Below are 11,439 nucleotides of genomic sequence, written 5' to 3'. Positions count from 1 at the left end.
AACTGTACAGGAAGAGCGGGTGGTTGCGGCCACCCGTTTTCCTGTCCGTTCCGGCAGGTGTGACGCTCTCCCCTTCTCCGCGGGAGCCGGGCATGCGAGGGTAGGCGCGCCGACGTCCGACGTGGCACAGAAAATCACAGAGGAGGGAATTTTTTTCCCGCTGTTCTTGCAAGAAAATTTTTTCTAAATTATAAGGTTTCAGCATCTGCCGGGATAGTTTTTCACCGAACAGCCCGACATATCGCGACAGCGTGCGGAAAAGGGCACGTACAGCGGTTCTGAGCCTGTAAGCTGCAGGAACACCGCAGGCAGAGCATGATTCGTTTTCAGCATCGATCACTACACATGGGCAATGGCAATGTCGTATCTGTTTACATCCGAATCCGTCTCCGAAGGGCATCCCGACAAAGTCTGCGATCAGATCAGCGATGCGGTTCTTGACAGCATCCTGCGCGAGGATGCACAGGCGCGCGTCGCCTGCGAGTGCTTCACGACGACGGGCTTCGTTCTCGTCGGCGGCGAAATCACAACCTCCGCTTACGTGGATGTGCAGGAAATCGTGCGCCAGACAGTCAGGGAAATCGGTTACACCGATCCCCGCTACCGCTTCGACGCGGACAGTTGCGGCGTCGCATCGCACATTCATCAGCAGTCCCCGGATATTTTCCGCGGCGTCAAGACCGGCGGTGCCGGCGACCAAGGCATCATGTTCGGCTATGCCACGAACGCGACGCCGGAATACATGCCCATGCCCATCATGTACGCGCACAAGCTCGTGCAGCGTCTTGCGGATATCCGCAAGCACTATCCGACACTGATGCCCTATCTGCGCCCGGATGCGAAATCGCAGGTCACCTTTGAATATGAAGGCCGGACAGCGAAGCGTGTGCATACCATCGTCGTTTCCACGCAGCACGATCCCGGCGCCACGCAGAAAAAGATTCGCGAGGATGTCACGCAGTATGTGATCAACGAAGTCTTCCCCGCCGGGTTGCTCGAAGGCAACATCAAGCTGCACGTCAATCCTACAGGCCGCTTTGAGATCGGCGGACCGCACGGCGACTCCGGCCTTACCGGACGCAAGATTATCGTCGATACCTACGGCGGCTGGGCTCCCCACGGCGGCGGCGCGTTCAGCGGCAAAGATCCCTCGAAAGTGGATCGCAGCGCGGCGTACGCTACCCGCCATCTCGCCAAGAATCTCGTCGCCGCAGGCGTGGCGGACGAAGTTACGATACAGATCGGTTACGCCATCGGCGTCGCAAAGCCGGTATCCGTGCACATCGATACGCACGGTACCGCAAAGAACGGCGTTACCGACACCGTTATCGAGCGCTGGGTCGCGAAAAACGTGGACATGACACCGCATGGAATTATTGAACGCCTCCGACTGCGCCGCCCGATTTACCGCGCAACGGCGGCGTACGGACACTTCGGTCGCAACGAGAAGAGCTTCACCTGGGAAGCGCTGGACATGGTCAAGGACATCAAAAAAGCATTAGCATAATTTTTTCCATAATCGGAGAATGTTTCTCTCATGGCAAAAGCCGCAAAGAACTACAAAGTAAAGGACCTGAAGCTCGCCGCCGAAGGCCGCAAGAAAATCGAATGGTCGGAAAGCCGCATGCCCGTGCTCATGGCGCTGCGCGCGAAATACAGCAAGACCAAGCCGCTGAAGGGTTTCCGTATCGCGGGCTGTCTGCACGTGACCAAGGAAACCGCCGTGTTGGTCGAGACGCTCGTTGCCGCCGGCGCGGAAGTAAGCTGGAGCGGATGCAATCCCCTTTCCACCAACGATGAAGTCGCAGCCGCCCTCGCCGCCAACGGCGTTTCCATTTACGCCTGGCACGGCATGAATGTGAAGGAATTTTACTGGGCCATCGAGCGCACCCTGGACTTCAAGCCCAACCTGACGCTCGATGATGGTGCCGACCTCATTTTCACCATCCACAACAAGCATCAGAAGCTCATTCCCTACATTCTCGGCGGCACCGAGGAAACCACCACCGGTGTGCAACGCCTTCGCGCCATGGCAGACGCCGGCGAGCTGAAGTACCCGATCATCGCCGTCAACGACGCCGAGACGAAGTGGGACTTCGACAACGTGTACGGTACGGGTCAGAGCACGCTGGACGGTATTCTCCGCGCGACCAGCATACTGTTTGCGGGTAAGAATGTCGTGATCGCCGGTTACGGCCACTGCGGCAAGGGCGTCGCCAGTCGCGCCAAGGGTCTCGGCGCTAACACCATCGTCACCGAAATCAAGCCCACGGCAGCGCTCAAGGCCACGCTGGAAGGCCACGAAGTCATGACCATGGATCAGGCCGCGAAAATCGGCGACGTGTTCATCACCGCCACCGGCGTGAAGGATGTGATCCGCGAACGTCATTTCGCGGCGATGAAGGACGGCGCAATCGTGTGCAACACCGGCCACTACGATTGCGAGATCAACATTCCCGAATTGGAAAAACTGGCCAAGAGCAAGCGCACCATCCGCGCGAACAACGAGGAATACGTGATCAAGAAGAGCGGCAACCGCATCTATCTGCTCGCGCAGGGACGTCTTGTGAATCTCGCCGCGGCCGAGGGTCATCCTTCGGAAGTGATGGACATGAGCTTCGCGAACCAATTCCTTTCGCAGGTTCGTCTTGCCGAGCTCGCCCGCAAGGGCAAGCGCCTCGATCTGGGCGTGCACGATATTCCGGAGTCGCAGGATCAGGACATCGCCAAGCTGAAGCTCGCCACCATGGGCCACAAAATCGACAAGCTCACCCCGGAGCAGGTCGCCTACATGAACGACTACAGCGCCGGTACGTAACAGCGAGGATATTTCAGATTCGAAAAACGGGACGCAGAATGCTGCGGCCCGTTTTTTTTTCAGGGAATGGACTGAAGATGAATTACAATTATGGATAGGGATCAGCCCCGAGCCGTCTGCCGGGCACACGCGGGTCGATGCATTCCGCATTCTCCGATGCGCCCCCCCCCTCCGCAGCGCGCACTTCGAAGTGTGCCGCTGCACTGTTCACCGATACATTGTGACCGGCAGACGCTCGGCGAAGAGCGTGAAGTCCTTGTCCGTGGTCAGAATGAGAAGGCCCTCCATGTGCGCCACCGCGCAGATGAGGAAATCGATAGTCGAGCCCTGAATCCCATGGCTTCGGCAGATGTTGCAAAACTCCGCCGCTTTTTCGAAATGCCATCGGTTCAATGGAATGTCCTCGAACGGTGCGAGATGCTTCAGCAATACCGCAAACTGTTTTTCATCGCGAACCCCGGAGAGTATCTCCTGAACTACCGGCCCGATGAGCACCGCGCGGCCGTCAACGATCAGGTCGGTCACAAGCGCCGTCATCTCCTGGTCGGGTTTGCGACGGCGTAGCACGCTCGACCAGACACAGGTATCGATCAGCACTCTCATCCCTTGCGAGCCCGCTTGTAGTTGTATCTGTCATCGAAATCGACGTCGCCGAACAGCTTGAGCAACTCCATACGCTTCTTCTGAGCGATATAAAACTGCAACGCGGCTGTGACCGCTTCCTTCTTCGTGCGGAATTTCCCGAGCTTCTGCGCTGTCGTGATGAGTGTATCGTCGATTGCAAGATTTGTCGGCATTACGTCCTCATTTTTACACACAGTGTAACACATTACCGTGTGTGATACAAGAGACTCTCATGCCACGTCTCGCCCTGACATATTGTACTAAGCCGTAACGCGTGCAGCGTACGGCAAGTTCTCGCATGTGCCTGGCTAGCCGGCAGCGGTCGGAGGGCGTACTTCGGAAGTGTTGACATGAGCTTCGCGAAGCAATTTCTTTCGCGGGTCCGGCCGGCCGAGTTCGCCCGCAAGCGCAAGCGCCTCGATCCGGGTGTGCACGACATTCCGGAGTCGCAGGATCAGAACATCGCCAAGCCGAAGCTCGCCACCTTGGGCCACAAAATCGACAAGCTCACACCGGAGCAGGTCGCCTCCATGAACGACTTCAGCGCCTGGAGCGAAAAAGCGCGGATACTTCTTTTACAAAAAGCGGGACGCAGATTGCTGTGTCCCGTTTTTTCATGTGAAGAACTCTGAGAAAACCCGGGTATGGTGCACAACAAGACGTCACATCTCAAATGTTCCATTCCGCGCTATGTTGCTGACGATGCTACTTCTGTCTAAAAACAAACGTACGAAAATATCGATGCAGCCTCGTCTCTCCCGTGGCCGCAACTTCAGGATAAAGCTCGCAATAGACGTAGTTGAATTTCTTATCCCGTGTCCCATACCTCAACAATACGATGAGCAGGAAATCGTCGGGGCGTTTCAATGCGAAGTCTATACTTTTTAGGAAACATGACCTCTTCTCTCGGAAACACACTCGTTCTCGCGGTATCGGCCAGGTAGCTTCATTCCTGCCAATTGCGGACTCCAGAAGTTCGATCAATTCATCCACATACGTCTCGCAAATTTCCCATACGATTTCATAATCGATCCCGAAGTAGTCGTGTACGATCCTATTACGGAATCCACGAATTCTTTGCCATTCGATTTCCGGATTATTATCCTTGAAATCCTGTTCAACCCTGTTGGCAGCTTCTCCAATAATCTCAAAATTGCGAACAACCGCATCCATAGTTTTATCATCGGATGCGAAGGCGTCAAAGTCGATGTCTCTTGTATATCGTCAGATTTTCCGCGCCGATTGGAGCATATCGTCTAACAGCAATATTGTATCCCGCCTAGACATAAAACAGCTCTGAATCGATGGACTGGAGGTATTTATCTTTAATCCCATTCCTGGAAACGAGATCCACCTTGAACCCGATGATTTTTTCCAGATCATCCGCCAGATCGATGAATCGTACGCCGACCCTTCCCGAGAACTCGACGAGAATATCTATATCGCTGGAGTCGTTTTGTTCTTCCCGTGAATAGGAACCAAAAATCGCAAGCGACTTTATGGGATAGTCGAGAAACAAGCGATTTTTGTGCTTGCGAAGGGTTTTCAGTATATCCTGTAGCGTTTTCATAAATGAACAGATTTTGCTTCCTCAACGACTCTTCCACTCAAGGTTCAATTATTGCGGTGTTTCACTACTTGGAGGTGCTCTCCTTGATCGTTCGGTTTATGCTGTCGTGCATTCTCACCACGTATTTGACGATAAAAATACTCTCTCTGGTCCCAAGGTGCAAGGTATGAGTCCGGGTTCAGTGTTTGATGCTTCATCGTATTTCTCTTCCAGGGGCTTTATTCCTGAGGGGATGGGAACCATGGCTTGCGCAGCTCTAGTATTCTCAAACGGTGCCGCCTTCTTCTTCATCTGATTGATCCTTTGTGCCGTTCCTCCCAAGGCACCTCCGTGGCAATAGTCCGAAGTGTCTTACCCGGCAAAAAACTTTCACATCGCTGCGAAGAGCGGTCAACAAATGCAGATGGTCGCGACGGAGAAGTACGCCCGACCAGACACAGATATCGATCTGGACTTTCATCCCTTGCGAGCTCTCCAGTAGTCGCAGGTAGAATCTAAATCGACGGTTTCGAACAATTTGAGTGGTTTCGACCGTTTTTTTTAAGCAGTGAGAAACTGCAAGGCCGTCGTCACCACCTCTTTCTTTGTCCGAAGCTTCCCCAGCCTCTGAGCCGCATTGATCAGTTTGTCATCAATCGACAGGTTCGTCGGCAATACTTCCTCAATTTGCACACAGTTTAGCACAAAGGTTTGTGTGAAACACCGCGTTGGATCCCAGTATCTGACAAGATCCGTATCCAGGAACAGTTGTTCCGCATGCACGTATGGCATCGCTGAAGCCGAAGGTCGTAGTTCGGAAATGATGGACCTGAGCTTCGCCAATCAGTTCCTTTCGTAGCTCCGCATTGCCGAGCTCACCAAAAAGGGCAAGCGCCTCGATATCGCCGTGCACGACATCCCCGACGAGCAGGATCAGAACATCGCGAAATTGAAGCTCGCCACCATGGGCCACAAAATCGACAAGCTCACCCCAGAGCAGCTCGCCTACATGAACGACTACAGGGCGGGTACGTAAACGCGCAACGTCGTATCGCTTGTATAACGGGACGCAATGGCTGCGTCCCCGTTGGTTTTCCGCATAACGAAAAACTGCGCTTTGAAAGCGAGCGCTCGTCACCAGTCGTACCATCTATGCCATATCCCTGAACCTGTTTTGAAGGAGCCGGTCGGGTTCCCAAAGGGATCGCTGACATTGACACCCTCCATAGACGAGACCTTCATCAGAGATTCTGTATGCTTTTCCCTTGTGTGTTTCGCAGCGGAGGTTCACAGGTGATGATGCAATTCGTTTCCTCACGTGGCAATACATCGCACATCACGCAAACGCATTGCGGGGCACGGAGTCCAGATCATGCATGCAGCAACCGTCGCTGCAGTACTGCCTGCATATCACGTCGGCCATCGGTGATGAGCATAATGTGCACCTGCCTGGAGCTGAGCCGGTAGATTATCCTGTAGGGCTTGAAAAAAATCTCGCGGTAATCGCGAAGACCTATTGCCAACAATTCCTTCGGGTATGCTCCCCGCTCCGGATTTTCCGCAAGCTTCGCGATGGCTTCCTCAATCTTACCGAGCACATATTCCGCCCTTGCCGGCGCGTCGTGGAATTCGATGTAGTCATACAATTCCTCGAGATCGCGGGACGCATCATCGGTGAGGAGTACGCGGCAGGTCATTTGTGTTTCTTGCTCCGGTTCCGAAGCTGCCTTATAACATCACCGGCCGGCTGAACCTTGCCTTCCTCGACTTGTCGCGCGCCAAGGGCGAGAATCTTCAGCAGGGCCATGGTCTCTTGTGCTTGTTCATAGCTTTCGATGTCCTGCATCACAACCTTCGCTTCGCCGTTCTGTGTGATAATCAGGGGTCCATCCTGTGCGGACATATTCCGCACGATTTCCGCCGCATGGGCTTTCAAATAACTGATCGGTTTGATTTGATGAGACAGTTTCATGACGATTCTCCTAGCATGACCAAATATAGTCCGTAAACAGGTTCACTGTCAAGCGGCATTGCAATGCCGCTTTGCGACGGTTGATGCAGCCGGCATGCCGGTGCAACTCGCAGGATGCCCCAATGCGTAATCACCGCGCAACGTTTTGAGAGAGAATTACGGTTCAGGTCAGCATCGTCAAGATTTTTTTTCCACTGCTCCTGCGACAGCTGTGTTCACGGTATCCGCAATCGAGGTGCAGATTCGACAACGACCTGAGTAAAATGCCGGGGCATGAGACTCATAGGATTCCGAATTCTGGATTATCGCTACCAGTGGTCAATGCCGAGAAATATTCGAAGTCGTACTCAGCGGGTGAGCTTGAAAAACGATACCGCGTAGGCCACTGTGTTGAGGAGCAATCGTTCTTCGAACGCTCGGCTCTGTGTGCACGACGGATACTGCGGAACTCCCCTCTCTTCTTGTGCACATAAACAGCGTCAAGACGCCTGTAACCGTCTCTTCATGGTAAAAAATCTCTGTGGTTTCTTCACCCGTGTGGTCGGATTGTCATCGATCTCAACGTTGCGCGGTGTCCACACGGTTTGATGCTCAGCATGGGTGGAGCGATGGATACCCTGCACGACGCAACCCACATTTCCACATTCGGATGTTGCAGGGTTGTTTCTGCTGCAGAGTAAACCTCAGAGCATCAACAGTCCGCGAAACGCCCTGGCGGCATAGTATGATTGCGCGCCATTATGATAGATGAAGACACGGCCATAGCGATAGTCGCCGAAAATGGCTCCGCCAAGCGCCCGCAGCTCTGGCGGCGTTTTCAGCCAGCTCGATGTTTTCATGTCGAAGGGTCCTATGGTCTGCAGCGTATGGTACTGTTCCTCCGTCAGAAGCTCGACCCCCATCGCGGCGGCGAAATCCACAGCATTGTGTTCGGGCGCGTGTTCCTTTCGGGATTGTTGCGCTTCGGAATCGTAGCACGCGCTGCGCCGACCGACCGGGCTCTCGGGCGAACAGTCACAGAAGATGTAGGAATCGCTGTCGGAGTCGTAACCGATCACATCCGGCTCACCGCCGGTGCGTTCCATCTCGTGCAGAGACCACAGTTTTTCCGGATTGCTCTTGAGCCGATCATGAATCGGCTGCCATTCCAAACCGGTGTGACGCCGCATGTTGGCATGGAAGCGAAGCCGCAGGGTTTCGAGAAGCGCAGCACGCTGCTCCGCGTTCAGACTGCTCTTTTTGCGTGTATTCATCGTACGTGATTCCTGTGTGTATGTGTTTAGGAGACTCCGGACGCCGGTGCACCAGCGGCAGTAACGATGCGCGAAATGGCTGCCCGGCGATACCTGTGTCTTGCGTCCCGGTGCCGTCTCTGCCTCAGCGCGAATCCGAAGGATTTTCGCAGGTGCGCGAGATGTGTTTGCGTATCATGTCCGACGCCCGCATGTTGACGGGGTGTGTTTCGGGCACGGTATTCATTGACGACGTATATTAGAAGTTTTGGAACAGTATCGCAACAATCATTATGAGCACATCCGATATTCGCGTCCGCTTCGCCCCCAGTCCCACCGGTTTTCTGCATGTGGGCGGCCTTCGCACCGCACTGTATAACCATCTGTTCGCCCGGCATCATGGGGGACGCACGATTCTGCGCATTGAGGACACAGACAGAAGCCGCTATGTCGAGGGCGCCGTCGAAAACCTCCTCGATACGCTGGAGTGGGCAGGCATTACCTTCGATGAGGGACCGCGCAACGGGGGGCCATACGGGCCCTATATCCAATCCGAGCGCACCGAGCTGTATCGGCAGCACGTCGATCAGCTTCTCGCGGAGGGCAAGGCCTACCGGTGTTTCTGTACACCCGAAGACCTGGAGCGTTCGCGCAACAGGCAGATCGAAGCGAAGCAGGATGCATCCTATGACCGGACCTGCCGGTCGCTCAGCGAGTCGGAGATTCGTGAGAAGCTCGAGAGTGATTGCAGCTTCACGGTGCGTCTGAAAGTACCGTTGCTCGGAACTATGCAATTCACCGATCTGGTGCGCGGTGAGATCTCCGTTGCGTACGAGGTAATCGACGATCAGGTGCTGCTCAAGAGCGATGGCTTCCCCACGTATCATCTGGCCAATGTCGTGGATGATCATCACATGCGCGTAACCCACGTGATTCGCGGGGAGGAGTGGTTGCCTTCCACACCGAAGCATTTGCTGTTGTACGACTGTTTCGGATGGGATGCGCCGCAATTTGCGCATCTGCCATTGCTGTTGAATCAGGACAGGAGCAAGCTGAGCAAGCGCCAGGGCGATGTCGCTGTGGAGGACTACCGCGCCAAGGGCTATTTACCTGAAGCGTTGATCAATTTTGTCGCCCTGCTTGGGTGGAATCCCGGCGATGACAGGGAATTGTTCACGTTGCACGATCTGGAGCGTGACTTCACGCTGGATCGCGTGAGCAAGGCCGGTGCCGTATTCGACATCGACAAGCTCCAATGGTTCAATGCGCAGTATGTACGATCTCTGCCCGCCGAAACACTCGTGAACATCTGTCAGCCGTGGCTGGCGGAAGCGGGCATCGACACCGCCGATACGGCGCGCTGCATCTCCATCACGACGCTGCTGAGCAGCTACCTGTCCTTGCCTTCGGATATTGCTCCCCTGCTGCGGCCGTTCAGTTCCTCTCCCATTATCATTGATGACGCGGAATCCCGTGACATTCTCGACTCCGAAATCTCGCGACAGGTGTTGCGTGATTTCCTCGCGAAAGCGAAGGCACCCGGCGAGTGGACCGCGCCCGCAATCAAGGCCATGATATCCGACATTCAGAAGGAAAGCGGAATAAAGGGCAAAGCGCTCTTCGGGCCTATTCGCATCGCGCTCACCGGTGCCCCGCATGGTCCGGACCTCGGCACCACGGCCGAAATACTCGGACGCGACATGTGCATCGCGCGAGCGGCCGCGCAACTGTCCTGAGCCGGGCGAGCCGTGGACATCAGCGCCATCATCATTCATTTCGGCAAAGCGGAGTACACATCGCATGTGCTGGAGTGTCTCCTCTCCGTGCGCGATACGGAGCTCGAGTGCATCGTCGTGGATAACGCTTCATCATCTTCTCCAGCCGCCGCGCTGCGCGAAGCCCCTCGAACACGCGTGCTTCGCATCGAACACAGCCGCGGGTACGGTGCGGCCTGCAATGCCGGTGCGGCTCTTGCGCGTGGCAGATACATATTGATTTTGAACAACGATCTGGATATACCTGCGGGTTCGGTGGAAGCGTTACGGGAAACGATGGATGCGCATCCGGAGGTCGGTGTACTGGGACCGATGCTGCGCTTTCCCGACGGACGTTTCCAACTATCATGGGGAGATGATCCTGATCTTGGCAGCGAGTTCCGTGAGCGCGGACGGCAGAGGCGCAGCCGCGCGGGAGGTATCGTGCTGGACAGGGAGCGTGCCACAACAGCAATGCGCGACGCGGACTGGATTACCGGAGCCGTGATGTTGATACGACGCGAGGCGTGGGAGGCCGTCGGTGGTTTCGATGAATCGTTCTATTTTTATTTTGAGGATGTCGATCTGTGCCGTCGTGTCCGCACGGCCGGTTACAAGGTGGCATGCCAGCCGGCCTCGGCGATGGTGCATTTCGGCGGGGGCTCCGATCCGCAAGCGAATCCTGAAATCGTCCGCGCGTATCGGCGCGAGCAGCTGCGATACTATGCGCGTTACAATTCCTTCGCGCAGTTCTCTGCCCTGAAAGTCTATCTTATCGCGAAATTTTCCATCGCCGCCGTACGCGGCACAATGCTGCTCAGCGACGTGCGGCAGTTGCTGAAACAGATCGCGATCTTTTCCCGCACAAGTGAACGACAACACGCTCGCAGGCAAGACGTATGAACATCGGCATTTACGGCGGCACCTTTAATCCCCCGCATCTCGGACATCTGCTGCTCGCGCAAAGCGCGGCGGATCAACTCGGGCTCGATGTCGTGCTCTTTGTTCCCGCATATGTATCCCCTTTCAAAAACCACGAGGATATGCTTCCAGCCGCGCTGAGGTGCGAGATGGTGGAACTGGCACTCTCGGACAACAGGAAGTTCCGAGGCGAGTACTGGGAGGCATTACGCGAGGAAACGTCGTATTCCGTAGACACCGTTCGGTACCTGGCCGAACGGTACGCGGAGGATACGTTGTTTCTGTTGATGGGAGAAGACACGTTCCGGGATTTCCACTTATGGAAAAACCCTGAAGTCATCGCCGGACTTGCGCATTTGTGTGTCGCCGGAAGACCGGGTCATTCGCCCGGCGACGCGCAGCATGCATTTGCGGATTCGGCGCAGCGGTTTACCATGCCGCTCGTCGAAATTTCTTCGACAGATATCCGCCAGCGGGTCGCCGCAGGTGCCTCGATACAGTATCTCGTACCCTGGACCGTACAGATATACATCGAAAGTCAGGGCCTCTACCGAAATCCCAGGTCCTGA

The 11,439-nt window shown here is 55.3% G+C and carries 15 protein-coding genes; 7 read left to right on the top strand and 8 right to left on the bottom strand.

What is annotated here, in order from left to right:
• The first annotated feature begins 352 nt into the window (after positions 1 to 352).
• The gene (metK, locus tag M5R41_01590) at positions 353 to 1,507 is read left to right on the top strand and encodes a methionine adenosyltransferase (protein MCZ7555081.1); all 1,155 of its coding nucleotides are present in this window, start codon (positions 353 to 355) and stop codon (positions 1,505 to 1,507) included.
• 30 nt (positions 1,508 to 1,537) lie between these two features.
• The gene (locus M5R41_01585) at positions 1,538 to 2,818 is read left to right on the top strand and encodes an adenosylhomocysteinase (protein MCZ7555080.1); all 1,281 of its coding nucleotides are present in this window, start codon (positions 1,538 to 1,540) and stop codon (positions 2,816 to 2,818) included.
• A gap of 207 nt (positions 2,819 to 3,025) precedes the next feature.
• On the opposite strand, the gene M5R41_01580 is transcribed toward M5R41_01585, so the two are convergent.
• Together M5R41_01580 and M5R41_01575 are read right to left on the bottom strand one after the other, a co-directional pair.
• Positions 3,026 to 3,421 carry a PIN domain-containing protein gene (locus M5R41_01580; protein ID MCZ7555079.1) on the bottom strand — a complete coding sequence of 132 codons (396 nt, stop codon included), beginning with the start codon at positions 3,419 to 3,421 and terminating at the stop codon, positions 3,026 to 3,028.
• The gene (locus M5R41_01575) at positions 3,418 to 3,615 is read right to left on the bottom strand and encodes a type II toxin-antitoxin system VapB family antitoxin (protein MCZ7555078.1); all 198 of its coding nucleotides are present in this window, start codon (positions 3,613 to 3,615) and stop codon (positions 3,418 to 3,420) included. Before M5R41_01575 ends, M5R41_01580 begins: the two co-directional genes overlap by 4 nt.
• 177 nt (positions 3,616 to 3,792) lie before the next feature.
• Here M5R41_01575 and M5R41_01570 point away from each other — a divergent pair, with 177 nt between their 5' ends.
• Positions 3,793 to 4,074, top strand: a complete 282-nt coding sequence (locus M5R41_01570) for a hypothetical protein (protein ID MCZ7555077.1) — start codon at positions 3,793 to 3,795, stop codon at positions 4,072 to 4,074.
• Between the two features lie 73 nt (positions 4,075 to 4,147).
• Here M5R41_01570 and M5R41_01565 read toward each other — a convergent pair whose 3' ends face one another.
• The 3 genes from M5R41_01565 to M5R41_01555 form a co-directional block, all read right to left on the bottom strand.
• Positions 4,148 to 4,651 carry a DUF86 domain-containing protein gene (locus M5R41_01565; protein ID MCZ7555076.1) on the bottom strand — a complete coding sequence of 168 codons (504 nt, stop codon included), beginning with the start codon at positions 4,649 to 4,651 and terminating at the stop codon, positions 4,148 to 4,150.
• Between the two features lie 70 nt (positions 4,652 to 4,721).
• Entirely contained in the window at positions 4,722 to 5,012 is a 291-nt protein-coding gene (locus tag M5R41_01560) for a nucleotidyltransferase family protein (GenBank protein ID MCZ7555075.1), read from the bottom strand.
• 540 nt (positions 5,013 to 5,552) lie between these two features.
• A complete protein-coding gene (locus M5R41_01555; protein MCZ7555074.1) occupies positions 5,553 to 5,783 on the bottom strand; it encodes a type II toxin-antitoxin system VapB family antitoxin in 231 nt (76 codons plus the stop codon).
• Between the two features lie 115 nt (positions 5,784 to 5,898).
• On the opposite strand from M5R41_01555, the gene M5R41_01550 reads away from it, so the two are divergent.
• Positions 5,899 to 6,027, top strand: a complete 129-nt coding sequence (locus tag M5R41_01550) for a hypothetical protein (protein ID MCZ7555073.1) — start codon at positions 5,899 to 5,901, stop codon at positions 6,025 to 6,027.
• A 334-nt stretch (positions 6,028 to 6,361) separates the two neighbouring features.
• Here the strand turns inward: M5R41_01550 and M5R41_01545 are convergent, their stop codons facing one another.
• The 3 genes from M5R41_01545 to M5R41_01535 form a co-directional block, all read right to left on the bottom strand.
• Positions 6,362 to 6,688 carry a type II toxin-antitoxin system RelE/ParE family toxin gene (locus M5R41_01545; protein ID MCZ7555072.1) on the bottom strand — a complete coding sequence of 109 codons (327 nt, stop codon included), beginning with the start codon at positions 6,686 to 6,688 and terminating at the stop codon, positions 6,362 to 6,364.
• Positions 6,685 to 6,963, bottom strand: coding sequence for a type II toxin-antitoxin system Phd/YefM family antitoxin (locus tag M5R41_01540; GenBank protein ID MCZ7555071.1), 279 nt, complete (start codon positions 6,961 to 6,963; stop codon positions 6,685 to 6,687). Before M5R41_01540 ends, M5R41_01545 begins: the two co-directional genes overlap by 4 nt.
• 683 nt (positions 6,964 to 7,646) lie before the next feature.
• Positions 7,647 to 8,216, bottom strand: a complete 570-nt coding sequence (locus M5R41_01535) for a DUF4256 domain-containing protein (protein ID MCZ7555070.1) — start codon at positions 8,214 to 8,216, stop codon at positions 7,647 to 7,649.
• Positions 8,217 to 8,488: 272 nt separating this feature from the next.
• On the opposite strand from M5R41_01535, the gene gltX reads away from it, so the two are divergent.
• The 3 genes from gltX to nadD are packed head-to-tail and all read left to right on the top strand — an operon-like array spanning position 8,489 to position 11,439.
• Complete coding sequence (gltX, locus tag M5R41_01530) at positions 8,489 to 9,931, top strand: glutamate--tRNA ligase (protein MCZ7555069.1); 1,443 nt, start codon at positions 8,489 to 8,491, stop codon at positions 9,929 to 9,931.
• Between the two features lie 12 nt (positions 9,932 to 9,943).
• Entirely contained in the window at positions 9,944 to 10,852 is a 909-nt protein-coding gene (locus M5R41_01525; GenBank protein MCZ7555068.1) for a glycosyltransferase, read from the top strand.
• Positions 10,849 to 11,439 carry a nicotinate (nicotinamide) nucleotide adenylyltransferase gene (nadD, locus tag M5R41_01520; GenBank protein ID MCZ7555067.1) on the top strand — a complete coding sequence of 197 codons (591 nt, stop codon included), beginning with the start codon at positions 10,849 to 10,851 and terminating at the stop codon, positions 11,437 to 11,439. Before M5R41_01525 ends, nadD begins: the two co-directional genes overlap by 4 nt.

The organism is Bacteroidia bacterium (assembly GCA_027493955.1).
In the GTDB taxonomy this organism is placed as follows: Bacteria; Bacteroidota; Ignavibacteria; order SZUA-365; family SZUA-365; genus JAOSJT01.
Note: the sequence above shows the minus strand (reverse complement) of the source record. Positions and strands in the feature narration are given on the sequence as shown.